The following is a 14517-nucleotide window of genomic DNA, read 5'->3' as shown; positions in this document are numbered from 1 at the left end:
AGCCGCTTAGGCCAGCAGCTCCCGAAGGCGCCGCGCGTTATCAACCGCGGCGCCTCCGCCGTCGTTATTGAAGTAGGCATAGACATCCCGGCCGCCTGCCTGCCAGTCACGGATCCGCTCCGCCCACCACTGGAGGTCCTGCTCCGGATAGGAACCTGCATAGAGCGTGTGCTGGTCCGGGCCGTGCAGGCGCACGTAGACAAAATCCGCGGTGGCTTCGAGGATGCACGGCAGCTGTGCGCCGCTCATCACGCAGTATGCCGCGTTGTGCCGGGCCAGCAGGGCATACACCTCGGGGCTGTTCCAGCTGGGATGCCGGAACTCGACGGACACCCGGATCGATTCCGGCAGGGCGGTCAGAACCGAGTCCAACCGGGTGTCGTCGCGTTCAAAATCAGGCGGCAGCTGGAACAGCAGCACACCGGCCCGGGAACCCAGCTGCTCCCAGCAGCGGTGTATCCGGCCAATCCAAACCTCCGGGTCCCGCAGTTTGCGGGCGCGCGTCAGCCCCCGCGGTGCCTTGACTGAAAACTCGAATCCCTCGGGCAGCCGGTCCCGGTAGCGAGCAAAGGCTCCCTCACGCGGCCACCGGTAGAAACTGCCGTTGAATTCCACGGTGCTGAACTGCCCGGCGTAGTACTCCAGCCACTTGGCGGCCGGCACGCCCCTGGGATACAGCACCCCGCGCCAGTCCCCGTACGTCCAGCCGGAGGTTCCAATCTGCACCTGCCCCATCGGTGATCCCTCCTGTCCGGTGCAACCAAGGTACTCCCACACCCGGCCAAAACTTCCCGGCGGCGTACCCACGGCAGTGCCTGAACGGCAGACTGGAAGAGGAGCCCCAGACGGACCGCGCTGCCCGGGAAAGGATCCGCCATGAATTCGCCGAAACAACCGGAGTACCCGGAACCGCCGGAAAGACCCGCCAGACGGGGGGTCTACCTGCAGATGGTCCGCGATCTTCGGGCACAGCCGGACGCCGTGTACGGCGCTTGGACAGACCTCACCCACGTCACGGACTGGTGGGGACCGGAAGGATTTATTGTCCCCGCCGACCGCGTGCACATGGAGAACAGGGAGGGCGGGACCTACCGGGCCTGCATGGTGAATACCATCACCGGGGATGAGTTGTGGTGGGGCGGCATTTTTGAACGGCTTGATCCGCCCGAACACCTGTCCATGACCCAGCGGTGGGAACAGCCGGACGGCACTCCGGCCAGCAGCACCACGCTGATGACCGTCGACCTGGAACCGCACGACGGCGGCACGCAGATGTCTTTCGCGCAGGGGCCGTTCCCCTCCGCGAAGGAGAGGGACAGCCATGAAACCGGCTGGAATTCATCCTTTTCCCGGCTGGCCGCGTTCCTGGCCCGACGGTCCTGAAATAACCGCGGGGGTCCTTCGGTTGTACTGCTAAGCCCATCAAGTGCAACGAAAGGCCAGCTGTCCCATGACGTACCCGCTTTCAATCCTCGACTTCGCCTCCATTGAAGAGGGCGGGACTGCAGCCGAATCCTTCCAGGACAGCCTTGCCCTGGCCCGGCATGCCGAAAAGCTTGGCTATCGCCGCGTCTGGTACGCCGAGCACCACAACATGCCCACCATTGCTTCCTCGGCAACGAGCGTGCTGATCTCCTTCATTGGTGCCAATACCTCCACCATCCGGCTCGGCGCCGGCGGCATCATGCTGCCCAACCATGCGCCGCTGACCATCGCAGAGCAGTTTGGTACCCTCGAGTCGCTCTATCCGGGACGGATCGATCTGGGCCTCGGCCGCGCCCCGGGCAGCGACCAAAAAACCATGCGCGCCCTCCGCCGGGATCCCATGTCCGCGGACAGTTTCCCCCGTGACGTCCAGGAGCTGCAGGGCTACCTCACCGGAAACAGCCTGATTCCCGGCATCGATGCCATCCCGGGCAAGGGCACCAACGTGCCGCTGTACATCCTCGGCTCCTCGTTGTTCGGCGCGCGCCTCGCCGCCGCGCTGGGTCTGCCGTACTCCTTCGCCTCCCACTTCGCTCCGCAGGCACTGCAGGACGCCGTCGCGCTGTACCGGAGGGAGTTCCAGCCCTCTGAACAGCTTGCCGAGCCGTACGTGATTGCTGGCGTCAACGCCCTCGCCGCGCCCACCACGGAAGAAGCGGAAGAGATCTTCAAGCAGTCCCAGCGGCGCCGGGTCACCCAGCTGCTCGGTAAGGACCGCACGTACACGGATGAGGAAGCTGACCTGGTGCTTGAATCCCCGGCCGGCCAGCACATCAAGATGATGGGCCACTACTCCGGCGTCGGCACCCCGTCCGAGGTCCGCTCCTACCTGGACTGGTTCGCCGAGCATGCCTCCGCTGACGAGCTCATCGTGGCCACGCACGCGCAGACCCTGGAGCAGCGCCTGCGTTCGTTCACCCTGCTGGCGGAAGCGGCGGAGCTCATCCCCGCCTAACCCACCTTCATCGAGATGGCAGAAACTGCCCGTTTGAAGCTTCAAACGGGCAGTTTCTGCCATCTCGTTATGGAGGCAGCGGTTCCCGACGGAAGGTACGACGGCGGCTGCCGGGCTGCGCGCTGTGCCAGAATCGAGGCATGGAAACATCCGCCCACGTCATCCGGGTACGAGTGCCCATGCGCTGGTCCGACATGGACGCCTACGGCCATATCAACAACGTTGAAGTCATCCGGATGCTTGAGGAAGCCAGGATCCTGGCTTTCGGCCCGCCCGGAGGCACCGGCGCTCCCGGGACGGAGCCTCCGGTTCCGCTTTTCAACACAGTTCCGCCCAACACACAGTCCCTCGTCTCAGAGCACAGGGTCAAGTACCTCGCCCCGCTTGAATACCGGAACGTACCGGCCGACGTCGACATCTGGTTCAGCTCCGTAAAGGGAGCCAGCCTGGCAATTTCGTACCTGGTATTGGACCCGGTGACGAACAAGCCCTGCGTCAAGGCTGAAACCACGCTCGCCTTCGTGGATGGCACCTCGGGAGCGCTGCAGCGGGTCTCTGCGGCGCAGCGGGAGCTGCTGGGACGGTACACGGGCCCGTCCGTCTTCGCCTGACGGGTCCCGGGAGCAGCCCCGGCGGTCTACCATCAAAAGACAGCTGCCTGCCTGAGGAACCGGGGAACCGTTCACTGCTGGAGGAGGCCCTGCCGTGTCCAACGATCCGTGGTACAGCCTTGGCATAACCCCCGTCGAAGCCCTCTGGGTAGTGGTCTCGGCCATCGGCATCTATGCCGTGTTCTTCCTGCTGATCAGGAGTTTCGGCCAGAGATCGCTGGCCAGCTGGTCCACCCTGGACAAGGCGATCGTCATTGCTCTCGGCGGCGTCGTAGGCCGGGTCATCCTTGGCTATACGCCCACCCTGGCCGCCGGGATCATCGGACTCCTGACCCTGTTCACCATGATGCGGCTGGAAGAGTACCTCCGCCGCACCAAACGGGGTGTCTATCTGAGCAGCAGGCCGGTACTGCTGATGGCCGGCCGCGAAATCCTGGCGGACAACCTCAGGAGAGCCCGCATCCAGAATGACGAGCTCTACTTCAAACTGCGCCAGGCCGGGATCCACAACTTCTCCGAGGTCTCGTTAGTGCTGCTTGAACCCACCGGGGACGTGAGCGTGCTGCGCAGGGGAGTGCCGGTGGAACGGGAGCTGCTGCGGCGCGTGGCTGACAAAGACCGGATCCCCCGTGAGCTGCTGCTGCCGGAGGACGGTTCCTAGCCCGGGATTCCGGGTGGCCGGTTCTACAAGGGGACGCGATTAGGAGTTCGGGGCGACCCCGTGTAGAGTCTTTCTCAGTTGTTGTGTTGCGCATTTTGTATTTCAAGCGGCGAAACCCAAACGGGCTAGCCGCTTTTCTGTAAAAGCGGTAAAGGAACACCGCGACTGAAACCTCCCGAAAGTCGGGAAGTGTTTCAATCCAGAAGGAATATTAAAATGGCTACAGGTACCGTGAAGTGGTTCAACTCCGAAAAGGGCTTCGGCTTCATTGAGCCGGACGACGGCAGCGCCGACGTCTTCGCTCACTACTCCGCTATCAACTCCAGCGGCTACAAGTCCCTCGAAGAGAACCAGAAGGTCTCCTTCGACACCGAGCAGGGCCCCAAGGGTCCGCAGGCTACGAACATTCAGGGCCTCTAATTTCAGAAGCCTAGACGCCGCCGCTGAGGCAGGCATCTAAAAAGAAGAGCAGGACGGGCAACCGTCCTGCTCTTCTTTTTTAACCGCTCCACCATCGAGAAGCCAGTTACGGCTCGTCTGAGCGCTCAGACGAGCCGTAACTGGCCTTTCGGTGGGGTTTCCGGGAGCGGACAGCCTAGTCCTGCACGCGCACAGCGGTTTCCCGCAGGTACTGCTCCACCCGGGTATAGGCATCCTGAGTCAGCGCACGCCAGAACTGCGTGGCCAGGCGCGGTTCGTTTTCCTCCAGGTCCGCAATCTCTTCTGCCGGAAGGCGCCAGACTTCCACCGCGCCGTCGGCCTTGACCGTGGTTTCCTGCCGCCTGTCCTCGCCCAGGGCCATCTCGCCGAAGGTCATGCCGGCACCCAGGCGGTTCAGTTTCACGCGGTGCCCGTCCGGTCCCGGCATCAGGGTCTGCACGTGCCCGGAGGCAATAAAGTACACACCGCTAAACCGCTGTCCGATGCGGCGGATCACCTCGCCGTCGTCATAGGTGAGCTTTTCCATCCGCGCAGCCAGGTTCTTTGCCAGCTCCTCACCCATGGGCGCGAGGGCGGGGGAGTCGTCCGGCAGGATGCGCGCGGGCTGGACCAGTCCGGCGGCATGGCGTTCAAGCAGCTCTTCCTCGCACCATTCCACGGCAGCCGAGCGGGTGGCGAAGGCCTGGACATCGTGGCCGTCCTCCATCAGGCTTTCGGCCACCGCGCCTTCCGCATCGACCACGGCGAGGCTCCGTCCAGCCTCGGTGAGCATGTGGGCGGCCTCGGCGAACATCCGCATCGCCACTCCGGAGACCTCGTCGACGCTGCGAAGGTCCAGGACCACCAGTTCGACGTCGTCATCCAGGGAGGCGAGCTCGCGCACCATGGCCTCAGCGCCCGCAAACAGCAGGTCGCCGTTCAGCTCCAGGATCCGTGCCCGGGCGAGGTTCGCTCGCAGGACGTTGGCGGCTTCCTCGCTGCGGCGGATGCCGGACGGTGTTGTTCCAATGTCGTAGGAGCCGCGGAGCGCCGAACGGCCGGTACGCCCGGCCCGGACGAAGTGCAGTTCGAGGTCGCTGGAAAGGCGCTGTGCGACGGCGACTCCGCGCACGCTGCTTCCATGCGCATCCAGCGGCGGAGAATAGACCGCCAGGCCGATCTGGCCGGGAAGCACGGCTATGGTGCCGCCCGCCACGCCGGACTTCGCCGGCATGCCGACGCTGCTCATCCAGGCTCCGGCGTCGTCATACATGCCGCAGGTGGCCATGACGGAGAGCACCCGTTCCACCGGGGCGATATCGAGCACCTGATCGTTGGTCAGGGGGTGCCGGCCGCTGTTGGCCAGTGTCGCAGCCATCATTGCCAGGTCCAGGGTGGTGACCATTACCGAACACTGCCGGAAGTAGTCCTCAATCACCGGAGTCGGATCCGATTCAATAATGTCGAAACTGCGCAGCAGGTAGGCCAGCGCGTGGTTGCGGTGGCCCGATTTGAGCTCGGACTGGTAGATCCGTTCGCTCACGGAAAGCTGGCGGCCCGCAAATGCCGAATAGATATTGAGGATCCGCTTGAACCTCGAATTGCCGCCGGACCCGCGGACCAGCGACGTAGCGGTGAGGGCACCCGCATTGATCATTGCGTTGGCCGGCCGTCCGGTCCCTTCGGCCAGTGAAATCTCGTTGAACGAATCTCCGGACGGTTCAACGTCCACCTTGGCGTCGACGTCGTCCATTCCCCGGTCCGCCAGCGCCAGGCCGTAGGTGAACGGCTTGGAAATCGACTGGATACTGAACTCTTCGCGCGTGTCCCCAATCTCGTAGACATACCCATCCGCGGTAGCCAGGACTATGCCGAAATTGTCCGGGTCCACGTTCGCCATCGCCGGAATCGAGCTGTACGGTTTGCCGTCTTTCAGGTCCGCAATTTCGGTGTGGATTCGCTGCAGGTAGTGATCGATGGGGGAGTCCATCCAACCAGCCTACGGGGCCTCGGAAACCCCGTGACCTGACCGTTACCTGTGTGTATACTGGCCGCAGTTGTTGTGTTGAGCGTTGGGACTTGAAGCGGCGAACCCCGAATCCTGGGACAGCCGCTTTTTTTGTCCACCGCTGCATGGGACACTTCAGCTGGAAACTCCTCGACGGTCGGGGATGTTTCGCCTCAGAAGGATGATTAAAAATGGCAACAGGCACCGTGAAATGGTTCAACTCCGAAAAGGGCTTCGGCTTCATCGAGCCCGATGACGGCAGCGCCGATGTTTTCGCCCACTACTCCGCCATCAACGCGAGCGGCTACCGCTCCCTCGAAGAGAACCAGAAGGTTAGCTTCGATACCGAACAGGGACCCAAGGGACCCCAGGCGGTAAACATCCAGGCTGTCTAACCACAGACTTCCGGCCCTTTCACGGGCCAGCTGGACACAGATGCAGGACGGTCCCCGTCCTGCATCTGTGTGTTTAAAGGGCCCTGTAGGTTTTGGGCCTTTTGCGCCTGGATTTGGAGTCCGGTGCTGTGTGGCCGGAGGCAGCGGGGGTAGTTTGAACGCCATGGCCAGCACGAAGATGACTCCCGGTGACCTTGGAATCGACCTGAGTTCCGGTGCGCCGGACCAGCTCTACCGCTGGCTCCTCGCGAGCATCCTGTTCGGCAAACGCATCCAGCAGGAGATCGCGGCCCGTACCTGGCACGTCTTGATCAACCACGGCCTTACCAGCCCGGAAAAGCTTGCCGCTGCCAGCAGGGATGAGCTGATGAGGCTGCTCACGGAGGGCGGCTACGTCCACTACCGCTGGAAGGAAGACGACGAGCTCCACGCCGTCATGGCACGGATCCTCAAGGACTACGGTTCAGTGGAGGAACTGGTTTCCGGCGCGGACTCGCCGCAGGAGCTTAGGCGCCGGTTGGAGGAGTTTCCCGGCATAGGTCCGGTCACGGCGGAGATCTTCCAGGAGTGGGTGCCGGTCCGGTTCAACGGAACCTATTCGGGCTAGGCGCCGCGGACATTCGGGTTCATCGGAGCGCCGGGCGCGTAATGCGGCACACAAATCCGGCGCCGTTCTGTCTATACTCCTAAACAGCTTCAAGAACTGCGGCCGCCAAGCTCCGACTTGGCCGCATACCAACCCCACGCTCGTTGGGTGGTTCGGATGAAGAAGCGGCCTGCACTCGCCCTCCGGGGCAACCGGTGCCAGGCAAGAGCACGCCGAAAGGACCGGCGCACGGCGCCGCACCCATGGACATTTCAGCATCCCCTTGTGACCGCGGCCTGAATGCCGTCAGCCTCCAGGACTATGAATCCCTGGTCAGTACCCGGGAAGCCTTCGTGGACTTCCTGCTGGGCGAACCGGCCGCCGCGGCATGAGCGGTCCCTCGGGGCTGCTTCTGGACACCCCAGTCGTCGCGGAGGTCCGCAGCGAATCCCCGAACCGCGCAGTCGTCGAGTTTCTCCGCAGGCGCAGCCACCTGCGCGTCTTCGTATCTGCGCTGACTATAGGAGAGCTTGAAGCCACCACGCCCGGCTGGCTGCGCGAACTGTCTTCCCGCTTCTCCGAGAACATTCTTCCGGTGGACCATGAGGTCGCCCTCCTGTGGCGCACGCTGCCGCCGCCTGCTCCGGAAGACGTCCGCGGCGGAGTGAAAACGTGGCTCGCTGCAACTGCCATGACGCGCAATCTCACGGTAGTAAGTCCTGAACCTGAGGCCTTCGTGGCCTGTGGTGCCCATGCGGTTAGCCCTTTCACGGAATTCGGCTGAGTGCAACCCCTTGTGAGAGAATTCATTGTCCCGGGTGAGGCCGGGCACACTTCCGCGTGCTGTCTTGGCGCCGCGGACACTCGCACGTAAGGAATTCCTGGCCGATGGCTGAAAACACTCCCCGGACGGATGCGGTTCCGCATTCGGAACGGATTGACGATGACGGCGGCAAGGCTGCCAAATGGAAAATTGTTGGCCCCGGACTCGTGGTCGCGGCCACGGGCGTTGGCGCAGCAGACATGGTGGCCACGCTGGTGGCCGGTTCCCGCTACGGCTACGGCCTGTTGTGGGCGGTCATCCTCGGCGTCATCCTGAAAATCATCCTGGTTGAAGGCGCAGGCCGCTTTACGCTTGCCACCGGCAAGACCATCTTCGAAGGCTGGCGCTCCCTGGGCCGGTGGACCACCTGGTACTTCGGTCCGTACATCATGATCTGGGGTTTCGTTTACGGAGCCACGGCCATGTCCTCGGCCGCCCTTCCACTGGCGGCAGTCTTCCCGTTCCTGCCGCTCTGGGCGTGGGCCATCCTCATGGGCCTGGCCGGCTTCGTCATGGTGTGGTTCGGCAAGTACGCCACCTTCGAGAAGATCACCGCCGTCCTGGTTGGCCTGATGTTCGTTACCGTGGTGGGCCTGGCCGTCATTGCGCTGCCAAATATCCCGGAGATGTTCAAGGGCCTGGTCCCGATGATTCCGGAAGGCGGAGTGGTTTACACCCTCGCCCTGGCAGGCGGCGTCGGCGGCACCATCACCTTGGCTGCCTACGGCTACTGGCTGCGTGAAAAGGGCTGGTACACGCCGAAGTGGATGAAGGTCATGCGCATCGACAACTCGATGGCCTACGTCATGACAGGCATCTTCGTCATCGCCATGCTCATTGTCGGTGCAGAGGTTGTACGCACCGCGGGCATCACCCTCAGCGCCGGGGACAAGGGTCTCCTGGACCTCTATGACGTTCTGAAGCTCGAATACGGCGACTTCGTCGGCACCGGTTTCCTCGTCGGATTCTGGGCCGCGTCCTTCTCCTCCATCATCGGCGTCTGGAACGGCGTCTCCCTGATGTTCGCCGATTTCTGGGGCAACATGCGCGGCAAGGAATCCGGACATCCGGATACCCGCGTGGGCGGCAAGTACTTCAAGTTCTACGTCCTGTGGCTGACCTTCCCGCCCATGATCCTGTTCGCACTGGGCCAGCCCATTGGACTAATCCTGGCCTACGGCGTGCTTGGCTCCCTGTTCATGCCGTTCCTCGCTGTAACCCTCCTGGGGCTGCTCAACGGCAAGCGGATTCCCAAGGAATGGGCCAACCGCCTGCACACGAACATCGCTCTGGGCATCACCGCCCTGCTGTTCATCATTCTTGGCCTGCAGCAGGCCTGGAAGGCCCTCGCGCCGGTCTTCGGCGGGGAGTAGGCGCGGGCCGGCTTCGCCGCCGGATCCGATGTGCCGGATCGATGCACCCCTGAACTGCCCTGCCGCGCGTCATCGCGGCAGGGCAGTTTAGCTTATTGCGCCGTCATCTTCGAGGGAAAAACACAGTTCGAAAATTTGTAGGCAGACCCCAGGTACGCGCTGAGAACCCTCCGTTACGCTGTAATGGCGAGAGAAGGTTGCAGCATGGAAATCAGCGCAGCGGGTGGCCTGAATCGTCTGATTGCGGGCCGATACCGACTCATCGAACCAATAGGCCACGGTGGCATGGCCACCGTCTATCGAGGACTGGACGAAGCTCTCGGCCGCGACATTGCCGTGAAGCTCTTCCGGGCCAGTGCTGTTGATCCCGACGACGTTGGGCGGCAGGAAACTGAGATGCGGCTTCTTGCATCCCTCTCCCATCCCGGGCTGGTCACCCTGTATGACGCAGGCAAGGACGATGCTGGCCGCGACGACGGTCCCGACGGCGAACCGCGGGCTTTCCTGGTCATGGAGCTGGTGGATGGTCCGGACCTGCGCAAGCGCCTGCGGGACAGTCCGGTACCCGCAGCCAACGTAGCCTACGTGGGGGCGGAACTCGCCGGCGCGCTGGCCTACATCCATACCCGGGGCGTCATCCACCGGGACGTGAAGCCGGCCAACATCCTTCTGCCTCCGCCTATCGCCGGCACGGCACCGCGCGCGAAGCTCACCGATTTCGGCATCGCCCGGATGATCGACGGCGCCCGGTACACCGCCACCGGAGCTACGCTGGGCACCGCTAACTACCTCAGCCCGGAACAGGCATCCGGGCAGTCCGCGTCCGCGGCATCTGACGTCTACTCCCTGGGCCTGGTGCTGCTTGAATGCCTGACCGGAAGAATCGAGTTTGGCGGCACCCCGCTGGAAGCCGCGGTCTCAAGATTGAGCCGGGATCCGGAGGTTCCTCCGTCCCTGGGCCCGGAGTGGTCTTCGCTGCTGACGGGCATGACTGACCGGGATCCGGACTGCCGGCCAACTGCGGCAGAGGTCTCGGCGGCCCTACTGGACTACCGCTGGGCGGCTCCGGCTGTTCCCTCAGAACGCGCACGGGGAATCCGGCCGGCCCCTGAGGCCGCCGCCACCGGCGACACAACGGCCGACGGCGATGCAGCAGTCCCTCCGCCGTCAGCCGGTCCGGACGAGGCCGCGATCAACCCGCCCGACGCCCGCACTCCGGCGATGGAACGGGCCGCGGCGGCCTACCTCGCCAGGGACGAATCCGACCACCCGGACATCCACACTCCTGCCGCACCTCCCACTCCGCCCTCGATCGGCAGGGTGGTCCCCGCCGGATCCGCGGGGACGGCGGAAGCCGGCAGCGGACACCGGAACGGTTCCAGGGCGGCCTTCGCCCCCGCAGCCGCTCTTCCACTGCAGCCGGGAAGGGCAGTGCTCGCTGGGCGAGCCCTGCTGGCAGTCCTGGCGATGACCGTCCTGACCGTCGCCGTCGTGCTGGCGGCAGGCAGGGTTGGCGCTGACGACTCGGTGAACCGGCAGCCGGTGCCCGGGCAGGTAGGCGGAACCAGCACCGGCGGTCCTCCGTAGGTCCCGGCTCCGGGAAACCAACGCACAGCGGGGTTAGGTTTGCCCGACTGTCTTCTCGCATACTGGAAAGATGAGTTTTCCGGCGTTATCCGAGACTGACCGCTGCCCGTGCCTGAGCGGTGAGACCTACCAGCATTGCTGCCGGCGCTTCCACGCGGGTACGTCCCCCGCACCCACCGCGGAGGCACTGATGCGTTCGCGCTACACGGCCTTCGTCACCGGGGATACGGACTACCTTGTCCGCACCTGGCATCCCAGCTCCCGGCCCGCACACGTGGACCTGGATCCGGAGACGAATTGGCGGCGCCTGGACATTGTGTCCAGTGTGGCCGGATCCCCGCTCGATTCCACCGGCACCGTCACGTTCGAGGCCCACTACCGCCAGGATGGAGCCCTTGGCATCCAGCGCGAACGCAGCACTTTTGTCCGCGAAGAAGGCAGATGGCTCTACGTGGCCGGCGAGTAGGAGCCGCCGCCTTCCCCCTGCCGGAGCGTGAGCCTAGGCTTAACTAGCGTCCGACGGTGGGCCCGGCATTCCGGGCCTCGACAGGGAAGTCTCCCGAACAGGCGAATGCGCCTGCCAGTGGTCGGACCCCAGCAGAACGAGGACACCATGAAAGCACTCGTTTACGAAGGACCCGGCCAGAAAGCCTGGAAGGACGTCCCGGATCCCACAATCCAGGACCCGCGGGACGTGATAGTCAAGATCGACACCACAACCATCTGCGGCACGGACCTGCACATCCTGAAGGGCGACGTTCCTGCCGTGACCCCGGGACGCATCCTGGGCCATGAAGGGGTAGGCACCGTGACCGAGACGGGATCCGGCGTCACGAACTTCAAGGCGGGAGACAAAGTGATCCTCGCCTGCGTTTCCGCGGACGGTTCCTGCAGCTTCTGCAAGGAGGGCCTGTACTCACACTGCACCGGCTCCGAGGGGCAGTCAGGGATCGGGTGGATCTTCGGGCATCTCATTGACGGCACCCAGGCCGAATATGTCCGGGTCCCGTATGCGGACACTTCCATGTACATCCTGCCGGAGGGCGTTAGCGCCGAACACGGCGTCCTGCTGAGCGACATCTTCCCCACCGGATTCGAGATGGGCGTGCAGTACGGCCGGACCAAGCCGGGCGACGTCGTTGCGGTCATCGGTGCGGGTCCTGTTGGCCTGGCGGTCATCTCCACCGCAGGCCTGTACGGCGCGGCCAAGATCATCGCGGTGGACCTGGACCAGAACCGGGTGGACCAGGCCCGGCGGTTCGGTGCCACCCACGGGGTCAACTCGGGAGACTCCGACTGGAAAGAGCAGATCATGTCCCAGACGGACGGCTGGGGCGTGGATGTCGCCGTGGAAGCCGTAGGCATTCCGCGGACCTTCGAAATGTGCACGGAGATTGTCCGTCCCGGCGGCAACGTGGCGAACGTAGGCGTCCACGGCAAGCCGGTCAGCCTGGCACTTGAGCGTCTTTGGATCGAGAACATCGACATCAGCATGGGCCTGGTCAATACGGACACCCTGTCCATGCTGCTGAAGCTCATGGCTGAGGGGAAGCTCCCGGCCGAGGAATTCATCAGCCACCGGTATCCGCTCGATGACGTGATGACGGCGTACGACACCTTCTCGCGTGCCGCGGAGACCAACGCGCTGAAGGTGATTCTTAGCGCCTCCTAGGCCCGCTTCGCAGGGTTTTGGCCGGCTGGCGCACGAGGAGAATACTGGGAAGTGCGGTGCTCGGCTGCGTACCGCACTTTTCTCAGTGCTGAGGTGGTAATCAATGTCCGAAGATTCGTCCCGCACCATGATCGCCGGCCGTCTGAATGTCGAGACCGGCACGTTTGCGCTCAAGGAAATTCCGGTTCCGGATCCCGGCCCCGGTTTCGTTCGCGTGAAAGTCGAAGCCGCCGGCGTCTGCCTCTCCGACGTGCACCTGATCCAGGGACTGCTGCGCCCCAAGTTCCTCACGGGGAACGAAGTCACGCTCGGGCACGAAGTTGCCGGCACCGTTGACCTCCCCGGTCCCGGCGTCGCCTCCCTGGCTCCCGGGGACCGTGTGGTGGTCCAGGCAGGGTATGAGCACAACGGCGTGACCCTCACCATGGGCGTTGACTACGACGGCGGATGGGCCGAATACCTGGTGGTGCCGGCAGGTGTCTGCGTGCCGCTGGGCGAGGATATCCCGTTTGACCAGGCAGCAATCATTCCAGACGCTGTTTCCACGCCCTGGGCCGCCATCGCCTCGACCGCCGAGGTGCGTCCCGGGGAAGCCGTGGGTGTGTGGGGGATCGGCGGCCTGGGTGCCCATGGAGTGCAGCTGCTGAGGATGGTGGGAGCTGCGCCGATCATCGCCGTCGACCCGATCCCGGAAGCACGTGCTCGGGCTCTTGAACTCGGCGCGGATGCAGCGCTGGATCCGCTGGCCGAGGATTTCGCTTCCGCGATGAAGGCCGCCACCGGCGGCCGCGGGCTCGACGCCGCCCTGGACTTTGCCGGCGTCGACGCCGTCCGGAACCAGGCGCTGGCCTCCCTGGGCCTGCGCGGCCGGCTCGTGCTGGTGGGGCTGAGCGGCAAGCCGGTGACTATTGGTGACAGCACCGGCTTCTCCTTCTCCCGTCAGCAGGTGCTGGGGCATTACGGTTCCGAGGCGCACCACGTTCCGCAGCTCGTTTCGCTGACCCGGCTGGGACGCCTGGACTTCGCCGGGTCCATCAGCGCCCGCCTGCCGCTCTCGGAAGCGGAGCGGGCGGTGAAATCCCTGGATGCCAAGGAGGGCAACCCCATCCGGATCGTGCTCATCCCGTAGCGGCCACTCCGGCGTCACCGGAGCCCTCCGCCAGCCCGGAGGGCTCCCGTGATGTGAGTTAGTCATGCCGGATGCGCAGGCGGCCTCCGAAGGAGCCCGGGAAAACCCGAAGAGACAGGCCCTGAGGAGGGACAGCCGGTCTCTGGCGCCGGCCGCCCCTGGCTCCTAGTCCTTCTTGTTCTTTGACTTGGAGTCCTTGGACTCCTTGAGGTCCTTCGCGGCCTTCACCGCAGCGGCTGCAGCAGTCGCCTTTACCGGCGTCGGCACTTTCACGACCTTGGTCTTTGTCTTCGTTTTGCTCTTGGTGTCCAGAATCAGGGCCGCGGCAATTCCCAGCATCCAGATGTCCTTGGCGAACGGCACGCCGTCCGCGCTGGGCCGGATGCCGTCGTCCTCGGTGAAATCCGGGGTCTTGAGGTACATCCTCATCATCCCTCCGGAGAAGGCACCGAGGACCAGGCCGGCGAGGCGGCTGGGCACGAACGGAGTCAGCAGCGTCAGCCCGACGCCGATCTCGGCGGCGCAGAGCAGTTTGCCGAAGCGTGCCGGTTCAAGGTCCAGTACCTGCGGGAACGCGTTGCCGGCCAGGTGCTGCAGCCCGGCGGCGGACTCGTCATCCAGATTGCGCTTGTTCAGGCCCGAATTCAGGATGTATGCGCCGGTGGTGAGCCGCAGCGGGATGTGGCTGAGTTTCATGGTGGGTCCTCACTCCAGTGGGCAGTTTCCACGCAAGAGCCTACGGCTGCACCCGAACGGGCGGAAGAGGCTGCGGGGTATGCGGACGGAAGAATTCCCATGCGGCCCCGGACGTG

At 64.3% G+C, this 14517-nt stretch carries 17 protein-coding genes and 1 riboswitch; of the genes, 14 read left to right on the top strand and 3 right to left on the bottom strand.

Going from position 1 to position 14517, the window contains the following annotated elements; all coding sequences use genetic code 11:
- Positions 1-6 precede the first annotated feature (6 nt).
- The gene (locus GD628_RS11695; RefSeq protein ID WP_152274813.1) at positions 7-735 is read right to left on the bottom strand and encodes a DUF72 domain-containing protein; all 729 of its coding nucleotides are present in this window, start codon (positions 733-735) and stop codon (positions 7-9) included.
- A gap of 141 nt (positions 736-876) precedes the next feature.
- Here GD628_RS11695 and GD628_RS11690 point away from each other — a divergent pair, with 141 nt between their 5' ends.
- The 5 genes from GD628_RS11690 to GD628_RS11670 all read left to right on the top strand — a co-directional run bounded on the left by GD628_RS11690 (position 877) and on the right by GD628_RS11670 (position 4132).
- Complete coding sequence (locus GD628_RS11690; RefSeq protein WP_152274812.1) at positions 877-1383, top strand: SRPBCC family protein; 507 nt, start codon at positions 877-879, stop codon at positions 1381-1383.
- Between the two features lie 67 nt (positions 1384-1450).
- Entirely contained in the window at positions 1451-2440 is a 990-nt protein-coding gene (locus tag GD628_RS11685; RefSeq protein WP_091607073.1) for an LLM class flavin-dependent oxidoreductase, read from the top strand.
- Between the two features lie 140 nt (positions 2441-2580).
- Complete coding sequence (locus GD628_RS11680; protein ID WP_226802507.1) at positions 2581-3051, top strand: acyl-CoA thioesterase; 471 nt, start codon at positions 2581-2583, stop codon at positions 3049-3051.
- A 94-nt stretch (positions 3052-3145) separates the two neighbouring features.
- Complete coding sequence (locus GD628_RS11675; RefSeq protein ID WP_091607067.1) at positions 3146-3712, top strand: DUF421 domain-containing protein; 567 nt, start codon at positions 3146-3148, stop codon at positions 3710-3712.
- Between the two features lie 216 nt (positions 3713-3928).
- Positions 3929-4132, top strand: a complete 204-nt coding sequence (locus tag GD628_RS11670) for a cold-shock protein (RefSeq protein ID WP_055240158.1) — start codon at positions 3929-3931, stop codon at positions 4130-4132.
- 175 nt (positions 4133-4307) lie between these two features.
- Here GD628_RS11670 and glsA read toward each other — a convergent pair whose 3' ends face one another.
- Entirely contained in the window at positions 4308-6122 is a 1815-nt protein-coding gene (glsA, locus tag GD628_RS11665; protein WP_152274811.1) for a glutaminase A, read from the bottom strand.
- Positions 6123-6331: 209 nt separating this feature from the next.
- Here glsA and GD628_RS11660 point away from each other — a divergent pair, with 209 nt between their 5' ends.
- From GD628_RS11660 to GD628_RS11625, 9 genes are all read left to right on the top strand, one after another.
- Positions 6332-6535 (top strand): cold-shock protein, encoded by a 204-nt coding sequence (locus tag GD628_RS11660; protein WP_066298618.1) that lies wholly within the window; start codon positions 6332-6334, stop codon positions 6533-6535.
- A gap of 163 nt (positions 6536-6698) precedes the next feature.
- Entirely contained in the window at positions 6699-7142 is a 444-nt protein-coding gene (locus GD628_RS11655) for an HhH-GDP family DNA glycosylase (protein WP_091607062.1), read from the top strand.
- 87 nt (positions 7143-7229) lie between these two features.
- A riboswitch (SAM riboswitch) is annotated at positions 7230-7356 on the top strand.
- Between the two features lie 28 nt (positions 7357-7384).
- Positions 7385-7513 (top strand): hypothetical protein, encoded by a 129-nt coding sequence (locus tag GD628_RS16850; RefSeq protein ID WP_255300580.1) that lies wholly within the window; start codon positions 7385-7387, stop codon positions 7511-7513.
- Positions 7510-7905 (top strand): PIN domain-containing protein, encoded by a 396-nt coding sequence (locus GD628_RS11650; protein WP_091607059.1) that lies wholly within the window; start codon positions 7510-7512, stop codon positions 7903-7905. Before GD628_RS16850 ends, GD628_RS11650 begins: the two co-directional genes overlap by 4 nt.
- Before the next feature lie 104 nt (positions 7906-8009).
- Complete coding sequence (locus GD628_RS11645) at positions 8010-9317, top strand: Nramp family divalent metal transporter (RefSeq protein ID WP_091607057.1); 1308 nt, start codon at positions 8010-8012, stop codon at positions 9315-9317.
- A gap of 183 nt (positions 9318-9500) precedes the next feature.
- Entirely contained in the window at positions 9501-10904 is a 1404-nt protein-coding gene (locus tag GD628_RS11640; protein WP_338083420.1) for a serine/threonine-protein kinase, read from the top strand.
- Positions 10905-10974: 70 nt separating this feature from the next.
- Positions 10975-11370 carry a YchJ family protein gene (locus GD628_RS11635; RefSeq protein WP_091607055.1) on the top strand — a complete coding sequence of 132 codons (396 nt, stop codon included), beginning with the start codon at positions 10975-10977 and terminating at the stop codon, positions 11368-11370.
- Positions 11371-11517: 147 nt separating this feature from the next.
- Positions 11518-12576 (top strand): zinc-dependent alcohol dehydrogenase family protein, encoded by a 1059-nt coding sequence (locus GD628_RS11630; protein ID WP_091607530.1) that lies wholly within the window; start codon positions 11518-11520, stop codon positions 12574-12576.
- A gap of 103 nt (positions 12577-12679) precedes the next feature.
- On the top strand, positions 12680-13705 hold the full coding sequence (locus tag GD628_RS11625) for a zinc-binding dehydrogenase (RefSeq protein ID WP_226802505.1): 1026 nt from the start codon (positions 12680-12682) through the stop codon (positions 13703-13705).
- A gap of 165 nt (positions 13706-13870) precedes the next feature.
- Here the strand turns inward: GD628_RS11625 and GD628_RS11620 are convergent, their stop codons facing one another.
- Positions 13871-14401, bottom strand: a complete 531-nt coding sequence (locus tag GD628_RS11620; RefSeq protein WP_338083419.1) for a hypothetical protein — start codon at positions 14399-14401, stop codon at positions 13871-13873.
- Positions 14402-14517: the final 116 nt, after the last annotated feature.

This window comes from Arthrobacter koreensis, assembly GCF_009193255.1.
Classification (GTDB): Bacteria; Actinomycetota; Actinomycetes; order Actinomycetales; family Micrococcaceae; genus Arthrobacter_B; species Arthrobacter_B koreensis.
Note: the sequence above shows the minus strand (reverse complement) of the source record. Positions and strands in the feature narration are given on the sequence as shown.